Source organism: Tsukamurella pulmonis, assembly GCF_900103175.1.
GTDB lineage: Bacteria > Actinomycetota > Actinomycetes > Mycobacteriales > Mycobacteriaceae > Tsukamurella > Tsukamurella pulmonis.
The window spans coordinates 4063203-4079733 of sequence record NZ_FNLF01000002.1 but is presented as its reverse complement, the minus strand read 5'-3'; the positions used below and the strand labels follow the sequence as shown (position 1 = coordinate 4079733).

General features: G+C 69.9%; 17 protein-coding genes. 12 read left to right on the top strand and 5 right to left on the bottom strand.

The genetic code is table 11. The features are described 5' to 3' along the window. Positions 1 to 5 precede the first annotated feature (5 nt). Positions 6 to 3962: a DNA-directed RNA polymerase subunit beta' gene (locus BLQ62_RS20075; protein ID WP_068527881.1), complete on the top strand. Its 3957-nt coding sequence runs from the start codon at positions 6 to 8 to the stop codon at positions 3960 to 3962. A 285-nt stretch (positions 3963 to 4247) separates the two neighbouring features. Beyond that, entirely contained in the window at positions 4248 to 4673 is a 426-nt protein-coding gene (locus BLQ62_RS20070; protein WP_068564395.1) for a DoxX family protein, read from the top strand. 79 nt (positions 4674 to 4752) lie between these two features. On the opposite strand, the gene BLQ62_RS20065 is transcribed toward BLQ62_RS20070, so the two are convergent. The 3 genes from BLQ62_RS20065 to BLQ62_RS20055 are packed head-to-tail and all read right to left on the bottom strand — an operon-like array spanning position 4753 to position 7171. Further along, the gene (locus BLQ62_RS20065) at positions 4753 to 5580 is read right to left on the bottom strand and encodes an amidohydrolase family protein (protein ID WP_068564691.1); all 828 of its coding nucleotides are present in this window, start codon (positions 5578 to 5580) and stop codon (positions 4753 to 4755) included. Next, entirely contained in the window at positions 5577 to 5900 is a 324-nt protein-coding gene (locus tag BLQ62_RS20060; RefSeq protein WP_068564397.1) for an L-rhamnose mutarotase, read from the bottom strand. Before BLQ62_RS20060 ends, BLQ62_RS20065 begins: the two co-directional genes overlap by 4 nt. Then, a complete protein-coding gene (locus BLQ62_RS20055) occupies positions 5897 to 7171 on the bottom strand; it encodes an alpha-hydroxy acid oxidase (protein ID WP_082756274.1) in 1275 nt (424 codons plus the stop codon). The genes BLQ62_RS20060 and BLQ62_RS20055 overlap by 4 nt, the downstream gene beginning before the upstream one ends. Before the next feature lie 104 nt (positions 7172 to 7275). Here BLQ62_RS20055 and BLQ62_RS20050 point away from each other — a divergent pair, with 104 nt between their 5' ends. The 6 genes from BLQ62_RS20050 to BLQ62_RS20025 are packed head-to-tail and all read left to right on the top strand — an operon-like array spanning position 7276 to position 13279. Further along, positions 7276 to 8649: a sugar porter family MFS transporter gene (locus BLQ62_RS20050; protein ID WP_068527894.1), complete on the top strand. Its 1374-nt coding sequence runs from the start codon at positions 7276 to 7278 to the stop codon at positions 8647 to 8649. After that, on the top strand, positions 8646 to 9497 hold the full coding sequence (locus tag BLQ62_RS20045) for a fumarylacetoacetate hydrolase family protein (RefSeq protein ID WP_068527897.1): 852 nt from the start codon (positions 8646 to 8648) through the stop codon (positions 9495 to 9497). The genes BLQ62_RS20050 and BLQ62_RS20045 overlap by 4 nt, the downstream gene beginning before the upstream one ends. Beyond that, positions 9497 to 10804 carry an enolase C-terminal domain-like protein gene (locus BLQ62_RS20040; RefSeq protein WP_068527900.1) on the top strand — a complete coding sequence of 436 codons (1308 nt, stop codon included), beginning with the start codon at positions 9497 to 9499 and terminating at the stop codon, positions 10802 to 10804. Before BLQ62_RS20045 ends, BLQ62_RS20040 begins: the two co-directional genes overlap by 1 nt. Next, positions 10801 to 11562, top strand: a complete 762-nt coding sequence (locus BLQ62_RS20035; RefSeq protein ID WP_068564401.1) for an SDR family NAD(P)-dependent oxidoreductase — start codon at positions 10801 to 10803, stop codon at positions 11560 to 11562. Before BLQ62_RS20040 ends, BLQ62_RS20035 begins: the two co-directional genes overlap by 4 nt. After that, positions 11559 to 12524, top strand: coding sequence for an aldo/keto reductase (locus BLQ62_RS20030; protein ID WP_068564402.1), 966 nt, complete (start codon positions 11559 to 11561; stop codon positions 12522 to 12524). Before BLQ62_RS20035 ends, BLQ62_RS20030 begins: the two co-directional genes overlap by 4 nt. 35 nt (positions 12525 to 12559) lie before the next feature. After that, on the top strand, positions 12560 to 13279 hold the full coding sequence (locus BLQ62_RS20025) for a FadR/GntR family transcriptional regulator (RefSeq protein WP_068564404.1): 720 nt from the start codon (positions 12560 to 12562) through the stop codon (positions 13277 to 13279). A 4-nt stretch (positions 13280 to 13283) separates the two neighbouring features. On the opposite strand, the gene BLQ62_RS20020 is transcribed toward BLQ62_RS20025, so the two are convergent. Beyond that, positions 13284 to 13655: a YccF domain-containing protein gene (locus BLQ62_RS20020; protein ID WP_068527915.1), complete on the bottom strand. Its 372-nt coding sequence runs from the start codon at positions 13653 to 13655 to the stop codon at positions 13284 to 13286. A gap of 67 nt (positions 13656 to 13722) precedes the next feature. Here BLQ62_RS20020 and BLQ62_RS20015 point away from each other — a divergent pair, with 67 nt between their 5' ends. Beyond that, on the top strand, positions 13723 to 14058 hold the full coding sequence (locus tag BLQ62_RS20015; protein ID WP_068564406.1) for a hypothetical protein: 336 nt from the start codon (positions 13723 to 13725) through the stop codon (positions 14056 to 14058). 66 nt (positions 14059 to 14124) lie between these two features. Here BLQ62_RS20015 and BLQ62_RS20010 read toward each other — a convergent pair whose 3' ends face one another. After that, positions 14125 to 15039 (bottom strand): helix-turn-helix transcriptional regulator, encoded by a 915-nt coding sequence (locus BLQ62_RS20010; protein ID WP_068564408.1) that lies wholly within the window; start codon positions 15037 to 15039, stop codon positions 14125 to 14127. A gap of 62 nt (positions 15040 to 15101) precedes the next feature. Between BLQ62_RS20010 and BLQ62_RS20005 the strand changes: the two genes are divergently transcribed. The 3 genes from BLQ62_RS20005 (at position 15102) to BLQ62_RS19995 (ending at position 16528) form a co-directional block, all read left to right on the top strand. Continuing rightward, positions 15102 to 15680, top strand: coding sequence for a TIGR03086 family metal-binding protein (locus tag BLQ62_RS20005; protein WP_068564410.1), 579 nt, complete (start codon positions 15102 to 15104; stop codon positions 15678 to 15680). Between the two features lie 201 nt (positions 15681 to 15881). Continuing rightward, complete coding sequence (locus BLQ62_RS24045) at positions 15882 to 16112, top strand: dienelactone hydrolase family protein (RefSeq protein WP_068564412.1); 231 nt, start codon at positions 15882 to 15884, stop codon at positions 16110 to 16112. Positions 16113 to 16153: 41 nt separating this feature from the next. Further along, positions 16154 to 16528 carry a VOC family protein gene (locus tag BLQ62_RS19995; RefSeq protein ID WP_068564414.1) on the top strand — a complete coding sequence of 125 codons (375 nt, stop codon included), beginning with the start codon at positions 16154 to 16156 and terminating at the stop codon, positions 16526 to 16528. Positions 16529 to 16531: the final 3 nt, after the last annotated feature.

Sequence of the window (16531 nt, the reverse complement as noted above, 5' to 3'; positions counted from 1 at the left end):
GAGAAGTGCTCGACGTTAACTTCTTCGACGAACTGAAGATCGGTCTGGCGACCGCCGATGACATCCGTAACTGGAGCTACGGCGAGGTCAAGAAGCCCGAGACCATCAACTACCGCACGCTCAAGCCCGAGAAGGACGGCCTGTTCTGCGAGAAGATCTTCGGACCGACTCGCGACTGGGAGTGCTACTGCGGTAAGTACAAGCGCGTCCGCTTCAAGGGCATCATCTGCGAGCGCTGCGGCGTCGAGGTCACTCGCGCCAAGGTGCGTCGCGAGCGGATGGGCCACATCGAGCTGGCCGCTCCCGTCACCCACATCTGGTACTTCAAGGGCGTCCCGTCGCGCCTGGGCTACCTGCTGGACCTGGCGCCCAAGGATCTCGAGAAGATCATCTACTTCGCCGCCTACGTGATCACGGAGGTCGACGAGGAGCAGCGCCACAACGAGCAGTCCACGCTCGAGGCCGAGATCACCTCCGAGAAGAAGGTGCTCGCCGACCAGCGCGACGTGGACCTGGAGAACCGGGCCAAGAAGCTCGAGGACGACCTCGCCGTGCTCGAGGCCGAGGGCGCCAAGGCCGACCAGCGCCGCAAGGTCAAGGACGGCGGCGAGCGGGAGATGCGGCAGATCCGCGACCGCGCGCAGCGTGCCATCGACGAGCTCGACGAGATCTGGACGACCTTCGTCAAGCTCGCTCCGAAGGACATGATCGTCGACGAGAAGCTCTACCGTGAGCTGCAGGACCGCTACGGCGAGTACTTCAAGGGCGCCATGGGTGCCGAGGCGATCAAGAAGCTCATCGAGAACTTCGACATCGACGCCGAGGCCGAGATCCTGCGCGAGACGATCCGCTCGGGCAAGGGCCAGAAGAAGCTGCGCGCGCTCAAGCGACTCAAGGTCGTCGCGGCGTTCCAGCAGTCGGGCAACTCGCCGCTGGGCATGGTCCTCGACGCGGTGCCGGTGATCCCGCCGGAGCTGCGCCCGATGGTCCAGCTCGACGGTGGCCGCTTCGCCACGTCCGACCTGAACGACCTGTACCGTCGCGTGATCAACCGCAACAACCGCCTCAAGCGACTGATCGACCTCGGCGCGCCCGAGATCATCGTCAACAACGAGAAGCGGATGCTGCAGGAGTCCGTCGACGCGCTGTTCGACAACGGCCGCCGCGGCCGTCCGGTCACCGGACCGGGCAACCGCCCGCTCAAGTCGCTGTCCGATCTGCTCAAGGGCAAGCAGGGCCGGTTCCGCCAGAACCTGCTCGGCAAGCGCGTGGACTACTCGGGCCGTTCGGTGATCGTCGTGGGTCCGCAGCTCAAGCTGCACCAGTGCGGCCTGCCGAAGCTGATGGCGCTCGAGCTGTTCAAGCCGTTCGTGATGAAGCGCCTGGTGGATCTCAACCACGCGCAGAACATCAAGTCGGCCAAGCGCATGGTCGAGCGGCAGCGCCCGCAGGTGTGGGACGTCCTCGAAGAGGTCATCGCCGAGCACCCCGTGCTGCTCAACCGTGCTCCCACGCTGCACCGTCTGGGCATCCAGGCGTTCGAGCCGCAGCTCGTGGAGGGCAAGGCCATCCAGCTGCACCCGCTCGTCTGTGAGGCGTTCAACGCCGACTTCGACGGTGACCAGATGGCCGTGCACCTCCCGCTGTCCGCGGAGGCGCAGGCCGAGGCCCGCATCCTGATGCTGTCCTCGAACAACATCCTGTCGCCGGCGTCGGGTCGCCCGCTCGCCATGCCCCGTCTGGACATGGTGACCGGTCTGTACCACCTGACCACGAAGAAGGACGAGGCGAAGGGCGCGTACACGCCGGCCGCCAAGGATCAGCCGGAGACCGGCGTCTACTCGTCGCCGGCCGAGGCCATCATGGCCGTCGACCTGGGCGACCTGTCGATCCAGGCGCCGATCAAGGTGCGCCTGGAGCACCAGCGCCCGTCGGCCGAGGTCGAGGCGGAGCTCTTCGACGGTGCGTGGACCCGCGGTCAGGCCTGGACGGCCGAGACCACCCTGGGCCGCGTGCTGTTCAACGAGCTGCTCCCCGCGGACTACCCGTTCGTGGACGAGCAGATGCCGAAGAAGCGTCAGGCCGTGATCATCAACGATCTGGCCGAGCGCTACCCGATGATCGTGGTCGCGCAGACCGTCGACAAGCTCAAGGACGCCGGCTTCTACTGGGCCACGCGTTCGGGCGTGACGGTCTCGATGTCCGACGTGCTCGTTCCGCCGAGCAAGAAGGGCATCCTCGATCACTACGAGGAGCGCGCCGACGGCATCGAGCGCAAGTACGCCCGCGGTGCCCTCACCTCGGGTGAGCGTCGCGACGCGCTGGTGGAGATCTGGAAGCAGGCGACGGAGGAGGTCGGTAAGGCGATCGACGACTTCTACCCCGCCGACAACCCGATCATCATGATCCCGAAGTCGGGCGCCACCGGTAACCTGACGCAGGTCCGCAACCTGGCCGGCATGAAGGGCCTGGTGACGAACCCGAAGGGTGAGTTCATCCCGCGTCCGATCAAGTCCTCGTTCCGCGAGGGCCTGACGGTGCTGGAGTACTTCATCAACACCCACGGTGCTCGTAAGGGTCTGGCCGATACCGCGCTGCGCACCGCCGACTCGGGTTACCTGACCCGTCGTCTGGTGGACGTCTCGCAGGACGTCATCGTCCGTGAGACCGACTGCGGCACCAGCCGTGGCATCGTCGTGCCGCTGGCCGAGGTGCAGGCGGACGGTTCGCTGATCCGCGACGCGCACGTCGAGACCTCGGCGTACGCCCGCACGATCGCCGAGGACGCGGTGGCCAAGGACGGCACCGTCGTGGTCGAGCGCGGTCACGACCTGGGCGACCCCCAGATCGAGGCGCTGCTCGAGGCCGGCATCGCGGAGGTGAAGGTGCGCTCCGTGCTCACCTGCACCACCGGCACCGGTGTCTGCGCCACCTGCTACGGCCGCTCGATGGCGACCGGCAAGCTCGTCGACATCGGCGAGGCCGTCGGTATCGTCGCCGCGCAGTCGATCGGTGAGCCCGGTACCCAGCTGACCATGCGTACCTTCCACCAGGGTGGCGTCGGTGACGACATCACCGGCGGTCTGCCGCGAGTCACCGAGCTGTTCGAGGCCCGTGTCCCCAAGGGCAAGGCCCCGATCGCCGAGGTCTCCGGCCGCATCCGCCTGGAGGACGACGACCGGTTCTACACGATCACCATCACGCCGGACGACGGCAGCGAAGAGGTCGTGTACGACAAGATCAGCAAGCGCCAGCGCCTCCGCGTGTTCAAGCACGAGGACGGCACCGAGCGCCTGCTGGCCGACGGTGACCACGTGCAGGTGGGCCAGCAGCTCCTCGAGGGCGCTGCCGATCCGCACGAGGTGCTGCGCGTCATGGGCCCGCGTCAGGTGCAGGTGCACCTGGTCAACGAGGTCCAGGAGGTGTACCGGTCGCAGGGTGTGTCGATCCACGACAAGCACATCGAGACGATCGTCCGTCAGATGCTGCGTCGCGTGACGATCATCGACTCGGGTTCCACGGAGTTCCTGCCCGGCTCGCTCACCGAGCGTTCCGAGTTCGAGTCCGAGAACCGTCGCGTCGTGGCCGAGGGCGGCGAGCCCGCGGCCGGCCGGCCGGTGCTCATGGGCATCACCAAGGCCTCGCTCGCGACCGACTCGTGGCTGTCGGCGGCCTCCTTCCAGGAGACCACCCGCGTGCTCACGGACGCCGCGATCAACACCCGCTCCGACAAGCTGGTGGGCCTCAAGGAGAACGTCATCATCGGTAAGCTCATCCCGGCCGGTACGGGCATCAACAAGTACCGGAACATCCAGGTGCAGCCGACCGAGGAGGCCCGCGCGGCCGCGTACTCGGTGCCGACCTTCGACGACCAGTACTACGGCCCGGAGGGTGCGTTCGGCGCCCCGTCCGGCGCCGCGGTGCCGCTCGACGACTACGGCTTCTCCGACGGCTACCGGTAATCGGTCCTGAACTCGGCCCCCGATCTGCGTATGCAGGTCGGGGGCCGTTTTCATGTCCGACGGTGTGCGGTGGGCCCGGGTTTCGGCAGCGGATCGGAGCGGCGTGCGGGCCCGCGAGACGTTTCCTGCGGTTTCCGCGGCCGCGGCCTGCGATCCGCCCGCGGAAACCGCAGGAATCTCCGCGCGAGCCGGCGCGGTCGCAGCTGTTGACGCGCAGATCACCCGTGTGTACGGTGTGAACATTGCCTGATGTTCACGCCGTGAACACGGAACCGAGGAGCTGCCATGACCGCCGCGACCGCCACCGCACCGTCCGCCGCGAAGCCGTGGGCGGGACGATCGAAGTCCTGGATCGCGGGCATGGTGCTGACCGTGCTGATCTGGGCGTTCCTGGTCTTCGACGTGGTGGGCAAGCTGACCGAGCCGCAGGCCGTCATCGACGGGACGCTCAAGCTCGGCTTCCAGGAGAAGCACATCCTCGTGATCGGGCTGGTACTCCTCGTCGGGGTGATCCTGTGGACCATCCCGCGGACCGCGGTGATCGGCGCGATCTATCTCACCGGCTACCTCGGCGGCGCCGTCGCGATCAACCTCCGCGCCGAGCAGCCGATCGCCGGCTTCGTGCTCTCGGGCGTGTACGTGGGCGTGCTCATCTGGGTCGCCATGTTCCTGCGCCGCCCCGACCTGCGCAAGGCCGTTCTCGGCGCCTAGACCCGGCCGCCTGTGGGCGGCCTACTCGCTCTCCCCTCCGTTGCGCCTGCCCCCGCCGCGCCGGAGGGGAGAGCCCGTTTCAGAGCCGGTACACCCGCCGGGCCGTCCCGCCGAGCACCGCGTCGCGTTCCGTGGGGGAGGCGCCGTCGAGCAGGTCGACGGTCAGCTCCAGCACCTGCGCGTACGACGCCTGCAGCAGGCACACCGGCCAGTCGGAGCCGAAGAGCACGCGGTCCGCTCCGAAGGTGTCGAGCACGTGCCGGGCGTACGGTGCGATGAGGGCGCGGCTCCATCGCCGCGGTGGGCACTCGGTGACCAGTCCCGACAACTTGCAGGTGACGTTCGGCAACGCGGCCATCGCGTCGATCCACGCCGCCCACGCATCCCACTCGCCGGCGCCGATGTCCGGCTTCCCGGCGTGATCGATCACGAACGGGACGTCGGGCAGCGAGCGCGCCGACTCCAGGCCGGCGCTCCGCTGCGGCCGCCGGACGAGGAGGTCGAAGACCAGTCCACGGTCGGCGACGGTACGCAGCCCGCGGGCGACGCGAGGGCGCAGCAGCCACTGCGGATCCGGCTCGTCCTGGACGAGATGCCTGATGCCACGGAGCTTCTCGCCGCCGGGGCCGGCGACGAGAGCACTGAGCCGCTCGTCGCAGCGCGACGAGGCGAGATCCACCCAGCCGACGACACCCGCGACGGGGCGGGCGGCCGCGAGCAGCGAGTGCGTTTCGGCGGAGGAGTGCAGCGCTTGGACGGCGACGGTCGTCGTGACCGCTCCGGCGGCCGCGGCCGCGAGGTCGTCGGTGCCGAAATCGCGTCGGATCGCCTCCAGCCCGGGCGCATCGAGCCAGCCGTGGTCGTCCCGGGTCCGGTCCCAGAGGTGATGGTGCGCGTCGACGATCATCGATCCGACGGCAGCGCCCACACCAGCGGGATGCCGCGGTCGTCGCCGGAGTAGTCGTCCTCCACCTCGAGCAGTTCCGCCATCCGCGCCTGCCAGGGGACGTTCGCGGGGTGGTCGGCGAGGTGGTGCCGCATCGCCCGGTAGTCGTCGACCTCGACGAGGTGGAAGAGCTCCCGGCCGTCGCGCCAGATCCGCCACGAGCGCACACCCGCCTCCCGCAGCGCACCGTCGAGCTCGGCGGGGATCATCGCGTGCACCCGGTCGTACTGCTCCTCGGCGCCGGCACGCAGGCGCGTGTGCAGGGCGATCGTCTCGCTCATCGGCGGACCTCCTGGCCGGGGCGGGGGAGCGGCTGCATGCGAGTCAGCTGGGTGACGTGGCCGGGGCCGAGCTCGTCGAGCGAGTTGGCGCCGAGCAGCCGCATCGTACGACGCACCTCGTCGCCGAGGATGGTGATCGCGCGCTCCACGCCGGCCTCGCCGCCCGCCATGAGGCCGTACAGGTAGGCGCGGCCGACCAGCGTGCTGCGCGCACCGAGCGCGATCGCCGCGACGATGTCGGCGCCCGACATGATGCCGGTGTCCAGCAGGATCTCCGTCGAGTCGCCGAGTTCCGCGGCGACCGCCGGAAGCAGGTGGAACGGAACGGGGGCCCGGTCGAGCTGGCGCCCACCGTGATTGGACAGGATGATGCCGTCGACGCCGAGCTCGGCGCAGCGGCGCGCGTCCTCGAGCGTCTGCACACCCTTGACCACCACCTTGCCCGGCCACTGCTCCGTGATCCACGCCAGATCGGTGTAGTCGACGGTCGGGTCGAACATCGAGTCCAGGAGTTCGCCGACGGTGCCCGACCAGCGGTCCAGCGAGGCGAACGAGAGCGGCTCGGTGGTGAGGAAGTCGATCCACCAGTGGGGGCGCGGCACCGCGTCGATGATGGTGCGCAGGGTGAGCGCGGGCGGAATCGTCATGCCGTTGCGCTTGTCCCGCAGTCGAGCCCCGGCGACGGGGACGTCGACGGTGACGAGCAGTGTGTCGTAGCCCGCCTTCGCGGCGCGGTCGACCAGCGCCATCGAGCGGTCCCGGTCGCGCCACATGTAGAGCTGGAACCACTGTCTCCCGCGGGTTCCGGCGGGCGCGATGTCCGATGCGGCGGAAGCGACCTCCTCGATGGACGCGGTCCCCATGGTGGACAGGGAGAACGGGATGCCGGCGCGGGTGGCGGCCCGCACGCCCGCCAGCTCGCCCTCGGTCTGCATCATCCGGGTGAAGCCGGTGGGGGCGATCGCGAACGGGAGGGCAGACGGGCCGCCCAGCACGGTGCGCGCGGTGTCGACCTCGGCGACGTCGCGCAGGATCTGCGGGTGGAACTCGATGTCGGCGAAGGCCTGCCGCGCCCGGGCCAGCGAGAGCTCGGCCTCCGCGGCGCCGTCGGTGTAGTCGAAGGCGGCGCGCGGGGTGCGCCGCTGAGCGATCCGGCGCAGATCCCCGATGGTCTGCGCATCCTCCAGCCGGGCGGTGCGGCGGTCGAACCGGGGCGCCCTGACGCGCATGAGCGGCGCGAGATCTCGCACCTTCGGTACCTGGCGGCGCATGAGTCCTCCGATCATTGAGCGGTACTTTCTGCAACTGTACGACTCGGCGACGGATGAACGCAGGCGGTTGACCCAGAGACCTCCGATGTTTACAGTCGGATTCTGTGACTCCCGACACAACGACGCCGATCCCGCGGGTGGTGTACGCGATCGCAGTGCTCGGTGGCATGTCCGGGATCCTCTACGGCTACGACTCCGGGTCGATGTCGGGGGCGCTCCCGCTCATCACCGCACAGTTCGGTCTCGACGCCGATGGGCAGGGGCTCCTGACGAGCATGTTGCTCTTCGGAGCGCTTCCCGCGATCATCGCCGCGACCCTGGCCGCCCGCCGGTACGACCGGCGGCACCTGTTGATCCTCTGCGGCGCACTGTTCATCGCCGGCTCGCTCGGCTGCGCCCTCGCGCCCGACGTGACCACGCTGACGGTGTCCCGGTTGGTCCTCGGCTTCGCCTGCGGCATCGCCAACCAGTTCGGCCTGATCTACCTGAGCGAGCTCGCGCCGAAGCGGGTGCGCGGCACGCTCACCGCGCTGTATCAGCTCTCGGTCAACGTCGGCATTCTGGCCGCGTACGTCGTGGGGAGCGCCTTCACACCCTCGGGGCAGTGGCGGTGGATCCTCGGCCTCGGCGCGGTGCCGGCACTGATCTTCATGGTGGGCATGGTGATCGCGCCGGCGAGCCCGCGGTGGCTGATCATGCGCGGTGAGGTCGCCCGGGCGGAGACGGTCCTCGGACGGCTCCGGGGCGATGCCGGGGAGGCGCGCCGGGAGAGCCGCGAGATCGAACAGAGCCTGCACGAGCAGTCCGCCGGCTTCCGGGAGCTCTTCACCGGCCTCTATCGCCCCGCCCTGACGATCGCGCTCGTCCTCACCTTCTTCCAGGTCTTCACCGGTATCAACTCGGTGGTGTACTACGCGCCGATCATCTTCGAGCACACCGGCAACGGCTCCGCCGGCACCGTCGCCAACTACATGGTGGGCATCGCCCTGGTGCTGTCGACGGCGATCTCGCTGCCGCTCGTGGATCGGATGGGCCGCAAACCGCTGCTGATCGCGAGCCTGCTCGGTCAAGTGCTGCCCACGGTCGGGGTCGCCCTGTTCCCCGATGTCCCGGTCCTCGCGATCGGCTGTGTCTTCCTGTACACCTTCGCCTTCGGCTTCGGCTTGGGCCCGGTCTTCTGGCTGATCTGCCCGGAGCTGCTGCCGTTGCGCGCCCGCGCTCTCGGGATGGGGGTGATCACCTTCACGCAGTACCTGCTCAACGCGGTCTCCTCCCGGTGGTTCCCCAGCTTCCTGGAGGCGGTGGGAACGACGTCGTTCCTCCTGTTCGCGGTGCTCTCGCTCCTCGGCGCCGCGTACGTCTGGAGATTCGTCCCCGAGACCCGAGGGAAGTCGCTGGAGGAGATCGAAGAGTACTGGCGGGAAAAGGATTCGGCATCAGCCGAGAATCTGGCACTGAGCACGGAAGGACGCCGATGAGACTGCGACGAGTGGGGGAGCCGGGGGCGGAGCGCCCGGTCGTCTCCTCCGGAGACGGCCGGTGGTTCGACGCCTCGTCCGTCGTTCACGAGTACGAACCCGCGACGATCGGGGAGGCGCGCGCCCGGCTGGCCGACGCCCTCGACGGGGATCGGCTGCCGCAGATCGACATCGCGGGTATGCGAGTCGGCGCGCCGATCTCCCGGCCCGGCAAGATCGTGTGCATCGGGGTGAACTACCTCGCGCATGCGCAGGAGACCCAGCACGAGGAGCCGGCGGAGCCGGTGGTGTTCCTCAAGACCTCGGCGACGATCGTGGGCCCGCACGACGCGGTGCTGATCCCGCGAGGCTCGGCGGCCACCGACTACGAGGTGGAGCTCGCGGCCGTGATCGGCAGTACTGCAAGGTATCTCGACGATGCCGAACAGGGTCTCTCCTGCGTCGCGGGTTACACGGTCTCCGACGACGTCTCCGAGCGGGACTTCCAGATGAACCGCGGTGGCACCTGGGACAAGGGCAAGAACTGCGAGACCTTCAACCCCCTCGGTCCCGAACTGGTCACCGCCGACGAGATCCCGGATCCGCAGGTGCTCGACATCCGGCTCGCGGTCAACGGCGAGGTCCGCCAGCAGGCGAACACCGCGCAGATGATCTTCGGCGTGGGCGAGATCGTCCGCTACCTCAGTCGTTTCATGGTTCTCGAACCCGGGGACGTGATCAACACCGGCACGCCGGCCGGGGTCGCCTTCGGGTACCCCGATCCGAAGCCCTACCTGCGGCGCGGCGACGTGATCGAGACGCACATCGATCTGCTCGGCGGCCACCGATCCGTGCTCGAGGAGGCCTGATGTCCGCCGTGTTCACCGGATTCCGCACACTCGACGTGCGGTTCCCCACGTCCGCGGAGCTCGACGGCTCCGACGCCATGAACGTCGACCCGGACTACTCCGCCGCCTACCTGATCCTCGACACCGATGCCGGCGACGGCCTCGAGGGGCACGGCTTCGTGTTCACCATCGGTCGCGGCAACGACGTGCAGCGCGCCGCGATCGAGGCGCTGGCCCTGTACGTCCTCGGGCGCGACGTCGCGGCCACCCTCGCCGACCTCGGCGGCATGTGGCGTGAGCTGGTCCACGACGCGCAACTGCGCTGGCTGGGCCCCGAGAAGGGCGTCATGCACATGGCGATCGGTGCGGTGGTGAACGCGCTGTGGGATCTGCGGGCCAAGCGAGAGGGCCTGCCGCTGTGGCGTTTGCTCGGCGGACTGCGCCCCGAGGAGATCGTCGAACTCGTCGACTTCCGGTATCTCACCGACGCTCTCACCCCCGAGGAGGCGCTCGAGTTGCTCCGGGCGGCGGAGCCCGGGCGGGCGGAGCGGGCGGAGCTGCTGCGCGCCGAGGGGTACCCCGGCTACACCACCTCGCCCGGCTGGCTGGGCTACTCCGATGCGAAGCTGGAACGGCTCGCGAAGGAGGCGGTGGCCGAGGGCTTCACGCAGATCAAGCTCAAGGTCGGGGCCGACATCGACGATGACGTCCGCCGGTTCGCGCTGGCGCGCGCCGCGGTCGGCGGTGACGTGCGGATCGCCGTCGATGCCAATCAGCGGTGGGACGTCGCCGACGCCGTCGCGGCGATCGAGCGGCTCGCGCCCTTCGATCCGTGGTGGGTGGAGGAGCCGACCGCGCCCGACGACGTGCTCGCGCACGCCACGATCCGCCGGCGGGTGTCGCCGGTCCGCATCGCGACCGGTGAACACGCGCACAGTCGGGTGCTGGTCAAGCAACTCCTGCAGGCCGAGGCGGTCGACGTCCTCCAGCTCGATTCCACCCGCGTCGCCGGAGTCAACGAGAACATCGCGATCCTCTTGCTGGCCGCCAAGTTCGGTGTTCCGGTCTGCCCGCACGCGGGTGGTGTCGGGCTCTGTGAGCTGGTGCAGCACCTTGCGATGTTCGACTTCGTCGCGGTGTCGGGCACGCTCGAAGACCGCACCATCGAGTACGTCGACCACCTGCACGAGCACTTCGTGGACCCGGTTCGCATCGTCGGTGGGGCCTACGCGGCACCCTCGGCGCCCGGCTTCTCGGCCGAGATCCGGCCGGAGTCGCTCGCGTGGTTCGGCTTCCCCGACGGGGAGGCCTGGAAGGGAGCACAATGAGCAACGCGGACGAGTTCGCCGGGTTCCGGGCCGTGGTGACCGGCGGGGCATCGGGCATCGGGCGGCGGACGGCGGAGGAGCTGATGGCGCGGGGAGCGGAGGTCGCGGTGCTCGACCTGAATCCCGGTGATGCGCCGCCCGGTTCGGTGGGCATCGCCTGCGACGTCGCCGACGACGAGTCGGTCGCCGGGGCGGTGGCGGCCGCCGCCGAGTCCCTCGGCGGGATCGACGGAGTGGTGAGCAACGCCGGGATCGGTGCGCAGGGCACCGTCGAGGACGGGACGCTGGAGGAGTGGCGGCGAGTGCTCGACGTGAACGTCCTCGGCTCGGTCCGGGTGACGAGGGCGGCACTGGCGCACCTGCGACGGTCGCCGAACGCCGCCGTCGTGACCACCTGCTCGATCGCCGCGACGGCGGGGCTGCCCGGCCGTGCCCTGTACAGCGCGTCCAAGGGGGCGGTCGAGGCCATGACCCGGGCGATGGCGGCCGATCATGTGCGCGAGGGCATCCGGTTCAACTGCGTGAATCCGGGGACCGTCGACACCCCGTGGGTGCGACGGCTGCTGGACGCGGCCGCCGACCCCGAGGCGGAGGTGCAGTACCTGCGACAACGTCAGCCCACGGGACGTCTGGTCACGGATGCCGAAGTGGCAGGGGCGATCTGCTACCTGCTCGGTCCCGCGGCGTCGGCCACCACCGGCACCTCGCTGGCCGTCGACGGCGGCATGAGCGGCCTCCGACTTCCGGCTCCGCGATGAGCACGGCGCGCGCAGTGGACCGCGCGTTCGGACGCGGGGGACTGCGCGTGGCCCCGCTGTCCTTCGGTGCCGCCGCGATCGGCAACCTGTACGCCGAGGTCGCCGACGACGAGGCGACGGACGCCGTGCACACCGCCCTCGCGGAGGGGATCGACTACTTCGACACCGCGCCGCACTACGGCCTGGGCCTCTCGGAGCGCAGGCTCGGCACGGCGCTGGGGGACCGGTCCGATGTCGTCGTCTCCACCAAGGTCGGCCGGGTTCTGCGACCGGGGACCGGCACCGTCGCACAGGATTCCGAGGGCTTCGCCGTCGCGGCCGACGTGGAGCGGGTGTGGGACTTCAGCCGCGACGGCGTCCTGCGATCGATCGAGGAGAGCCTGCGCCGGCTGGGGCGCGACCACATCGACGTGGTCTACGTGCACGATCCCGACGAGCACTTCGCCGCGGCGATGGACGGCGCGTTCCCCGCCCTCGACGAGTTGCGCCGGCAGGGCGTGATCTCCTCGTACGGGGCGGGGATGAACCAGTCGGCGATGCTGACCCGGTTCGTGCGGGAGACCGATCTGGACGTCGTTCTCGTCGCGGGCCGGTACACGGTGCTCGACGGCGGTGCCGCCGAGGACCTGCTCCCGGCCTGCCTGGAGCGGGACGTCTCGGTCGCCGCCGGTGGCGTCTTCAACTCCGGGATCAGTGCCTCGGCGGAACCCGGGAGCGACGCCACCTACGACTACCTCCCCGCGTCACCGGCGATCCTCGACCGGGCGCGCCGCCTCGCGGCGCTGTGCCGCGAGTACGGGACCACGCTGCCGCACGCCGCGGTGCACTTCCCGCTCCGGCATCCCGCGGTGCGTACGGTGCTGGTCGGGATGCGCTCGCCGGGGGAGGTCCGCACCGATCTCGGCCTGCTGCGGACCCCGCCGCCGGAGGAGCTGTGGGCGGCCCTGGAGGCCACGTCATGAGGCCGATCCGGCCTTCGCGCCGGTATCCTTGACCGATGTCGACCAACGACGGTGCCGGCCGGATCTCGCGGACCGATGACGCGATCCTCAAGCTCAAGGCCATGATCACCGACGGCGAGCTGCCCGCGGGCAGCCGCCTGCCCCGCGAGGCCGACCTGGCCGCCCGGCTCGGGCTCTCGCGCAACTCCCTGCGGGAGGCCATCCGCGCCCTGGCGATGCTGCGCATTCTCGACGTCCGGCAGGGCGACGGGACCTATGTCACGAGTCTCGAACCCACGTTGCTGCTCGATACGATGGGCTTCGTCGTCGACTTCCAGCAGGAGGATTCGGTGCTGCACTTCTTCGAGGTGCGGCGGATACTGGAGCCCGCGGCCACCGCGATGGCCACCCATCGGATCAGTGATGACAAGCTCGCGGTGCTGGAGCGGACCCTGTCGCTCGGCGGGCCCGATGCCTCGGTGGAAACTCTTGTGCAGCAGGACATCCTCTTCCACCAGACCATCGCGGAGGCCTCCGGTAACCCGGTACTGCGCGCCCTCATCGCCGGCCTGTCCGCGCCCACGCTCCGAGCGCGGATCTGGCGTGGCTACGACGAGTCCGGGGCCCGCTCGCGCACGATGGAGGAGCACCGGCAGATCTACGACGCGCTGGTCGCCGGGCAGGCCGACGTGGCGTGCGCCTGCGCCACGGTGCACATCGCCGGCGTCGAGGGCTTCCTGCGGCGGGCGATGGCGCAGGACGGTGCCGGCGCGTAGCCGCTCAGGCCGGGACGATCTCGCTGCCCAGCGGCAGCAGTGAGAGGCGGATCATCTTGAAGTTCGCGACGGCCATCGGGATGCCGATGATGGTCAGGCACAGTGCGATGCCGGTGACGATGTGCCCGATGGCCAGCCAGATCCCCGCGACGAGCAGCCAGATGATGTTGCCGATCAGCGAGGCCGCGCCCGCGTCCGGCCGGTCCACGACGGTCCGCCCGAACGGCCACAGCGCGTAGTTGGCGATGCGGAACGACGCCAGCCCGAACGGGATGGTCACGATCAGCAGGCAGCAGATGATCCCGGCGACCGCGTAACCCACGGCCATCCAGAACCCGCAGAACACCAGCCAGATGATGTTCAGAATCGTCCTCATGGAACCAGTATGCCCAGACGCCGGGAAACTCGGTGGCCGCGCACGGGGATCTGCGTAGCCTGGCAGCATGAACCTCTTCCAGCGCTCGGCCAAGCTGTTCAACGCCGTCTTCACGCCGCTGCTGTCCCTGCCCGTCGTGGGGCCGGCGCTGGGGAAGTCGATGGTCACCATCAGCTACACGGGCCGCAAGTCGGGCAAGCACTTCTCCCTGCCGGTCGCCTACCAGCGCCGCGGCGACGAGGTCGTGATCGGCGTCGCCCTGCCCGAACAGAAGCAGTGGTGGCGCAACTTCTCCGGCGAGGGCGCCGACCTCACGCTCCATTTCCCCGACGGTGACCGTACCGGCCGCGCCGTCGCCACGAGCGGGCCGAAGGGCACATCGGTCACGGTCACCCTGACCTGACGGCATCTTCAGTGCCGTGAGGCACTGGTTCGTCGGTGTAGGTCATCGTCCTGCCTCCGCGCTGACCTACTCGTCGAGCGCGACGGACGCCTCGGCGAGCTTGGCGCGCAGCACGTCCCGGATGTCGGACGGGCCGTGCACGCGCACATGCGGCAGCGCGCTCCACAGCGTCCAGATCGCGCGGCCGACGTCGCTGAAGGCGAGGACGCCGGCACCGTCGGGCCCGGGCGGCGTGACGATCGTGCCGAACACGGCCAGCTTGGTCCAGCCGTACTCGTCCGCGCTGACGGACACCCGCACGCCCTCGTGCCCGGACCGGAAGGACGCGCGGGAGGATTCGAACTCGGCGGCGAGGTCCACCTCGGCGGGACGCCGCGCGGGCTCGGAGAGCACTGTCACGCTCGAGAAGCGCGACGTGCGGTAGGTGCGCCGCTCGCCGTCGCGCAGGGCCATCAGGTACCAGGCCTGCCCGGCGTGCACGAGGCCGACGGGGTCGAGCACCCGTTCCGCCGCGGTGCCGCCCCGCGGTCGGTAGACGGCGCGCACGCGCAGCCCGTCGATCACGGCGCGCTGCAATTCGCCGAGGAACGGGTCGGGTTCGGGCGCGCGGGCGAAACCGTCGGGGCGCACATGGATCCGCTGGGCGGCGGCGGTCGCCTCCCGACGGTGCGCCTCCGGCAGCGCCGCGGCGACCTTGCGCATCGCGTTCGCGAACGCGGGGGAGTCCGGCGCCCCGGCGAGCAGCGCCTTCGCCTCGTCGAGGGTGAGGCCCGTGAGGTCGGTGCGGTAGCCGGGGAGCAGGCTGATGCCGCCGCCGCGGCCGCGGTCGGTGTAGACGGGGACGCCGGCGGTCCCGAGCGCCTCGACATCGCGCAGCACGGTCCGGGTCGAGACCTCGAGCTCCGCGGCGAGTTGCGCAGCCGTCATGGTGCCGCGGTGGCGCAGCAGCATGAGGACGGACAGGAGGCGGTCGGCGCGCATGCCTCAAGACTCCCAAACAAACGTGACAGAAGGTGTCATGTTAGGCCGGTTGAATCGTTCCCATGACCAACGCAGCCACAGATCCCCGCCCCGCCTACGCCGCCGTCTCCGCCTGGATGCAGTCCCTGCTCGCCGGCGTCACGGAGGGCCAGCTCGCCGACCCCACTCCGTGCGACGAGTTCGACGTCCGCACGCTCGCGCGGCACCTCAACGCCGTCGGCATGCGCTCCGTCGCGCTGGCCGAGGTCGCCACCGTCGAGGGGCAGCCCTTCCTCGCCGACGAGTACGACGCCACCACCTACGGGGCGCTGCGCGAGCGGGCGCTCGCGGCGTGGGACGCCGCCCCGCTCGACCGCGAGGTCACCGTGCCCTGGGGCGTCGTCCCCGGCTTCGCCGCGCTGGGCATGTACGTCAACGAGACCCTTGTGCACGGCTGGGACCTCGCGGTCGCGACGGGACAGCCCGCCGAATTCCCGGAGCCGGCGGTGCCCGAGGGCGTGCTCGCGGTGGTGAAGTCCGTGCTGCCCGCCGACGTCCGGGGCGGCGACATGCCCTTCGGCCCCGTCGTCGAGCCGCGCGAGGGCGCCGGCCCCACCGAGCGCCTCGCCAACTGGAACGGCCACCGCTGGACCGCGTCGTGAGCACCGTCGCGCTGTTCCACTCCGTGCTCGGCGTGCGGGAGGGTGTCCGGCTCGCCGCGGAGCGGCTCCGCGCCGCCGGGCACACCGTGCACGTCATCGATCAGTACGACGGCCGCGTCTTCGACTCGTACGACGAGGCCTCGGCGTACGCGGAGGGGGTCGGGTACCCGGCGCTCATGTCGTCCGCACTGGCCGCAGGGCGTGCCGGCCCAGCTGCACTACACGCTGCACGACCCCTTCCGTCGACCCGGTTCGGTGGAATCGGTACTGCGATCGGTGGCGGAGGCGGGCGCGGTCGGCGAATTCCTGCAGTACCCCGGGGCCGGTCACCTCTTCACAGATCCCTCACTGCCCGAGGAGTTCGACGGTGCGGCCGCAGAGGTCTTCTGGGACGCGGTGCTGCGTTTCGTCGGCGCCCAGATACGGTCGTGAGCCATTGACATGAACGACGCTTGAGGTCCTAGCGTCGGGGTATGAGCATCGAACTGAACCACACCATCGTCGCCGCCACCGACAACCTCGAGACCGCGCGGTTCCTCACCGAACTGCTCGGTCTCGAGGATCCCGTGGACGTCGGGGGAGGCCACTTCCAGCAGGTGCGCCTCGCCAACGACGTGGTCCTCGACGTCATGACCGTGGCCGCGCCGATCCATCCGCAGCACTACGCCTTCCTCGTCTCCGAGCAGGAGTTCGACGAGATCTTCGCGCGGATCACCGAGCGGGGCCTCGGCTTCTGGGCGCAGCCCGACGGTTCCGGCGTCGGCGAGGTCAACCACCGCTTCGGCGGTCGTGGTGTCTACTTCCGCTCTCCCGACGGCCACGCCCTCGAGGCCCTCACCGCCGCCTGAGTC

Excerpts from the sequence above, each read along its gene's own strand:
- BLQ62_RS20070 (WP_068564395.1), top strand. The coding sequence starts at position 4,248 with ATGACCGCCGCGACCGCCACCGCACCGTCCGCCGCGAAGCCGTGGGCG.
- BLQ62_RS20065 (WP_068564691.1), bottom strand. The coding sequence starts at position 5,580 with ATGATCGTCGACGCGCACCATCACCTCTGGGACCGGACCCGGGACGAC.
- BLQ62_RS20060 (WP_068564397.1), bottom strand. The coding sequence starts at position 5,900 with ATGAGCGAGACGATCGCCCTGCACACGCGCCTGCGTGCCGGCGCCGAG.
- BLQ62_RS20055 (WP_082756274.1), bottom strand. The coding sequence starts at position 7,171 with ATGCGCCGCCAGGTACCGAAGGTGCGAGATCTCGCGCCGCTCATGCGC.
- BLQ62_RS20045 (WP_068527897.1), top strand. The coding sequence starts at position 8,646 with ATGAGACTGCGACGAGTGGGGGAGCCGGGGGCGGAGCGCCCGGTCGTC.
- BLQ62_RS20040 (WP_068527900.1), top strand. The coding sequence starts at position 9,497 with ATGTCCGCCGTGTTCACCGGATTCCGCACACTCGACGTGCGGTTCCCC.
- BLQ62_RS20035 (WP_068564401.1), top strand. The coding sequence starts at position 10,801 with ATGAGCAACGCGGACGAGTTCGCCGGGTTCCGGGCCGTGGTGACCGGC.
- BLQ62_RS20030 (WP_068564402.1), top strand. The coding sequence starts at position 11,559 with ATGAGCACGGCGCGCGCAGTGGACCGCGCGTTCGGACGCGGGGGACTG.
- BLQ62_RS20025 (WP_068564404.1), top strand. The coding sequence starts at position 12,560 with ATGTCGACCAACGACGGTGCCGGCCGGATCTCGCGGACCGATGACGCG.
- BLQ62_RS20020 (WP_068527915.1), bottom strand. The coding sequence starts at position 13,655 with ATGAGGACGATTCTGAACATCATCTGGCTGGTGTTCTGCGGGTTCTGG.
- BLQ62_RS20015 (WP_068564406.1), top strand. The coding sequence starts at position 13,723 with ATGAACCTCTTCCAGCGCTCGGCCAAGCTGTTCAACGCCGTCTTCACG.
- BLQ62_RS20010 (WP_068564408.1), bottom strand. The coding sequence starts at position 15,039 with ATGCGCGCCGACCGCCTCCTGTCCGTCCTCATGCTGCTGCGCCACCGC.
- BLQ62_RS20005 (WP_068564410.1), top strand. The coding sequence starts at position 15,102 with ATGACCAACGCAGCCACAGATCCCCGCCCCGCCTACGCCGCCGTCTCC.
- BLQ62_RS19995 (WP_068564414.1), top strand. The coding sequence starts at position 16,154 with ATGAGCATCGAACTGAACCACACCATCGTCGCCGCCACCGACAACCTC.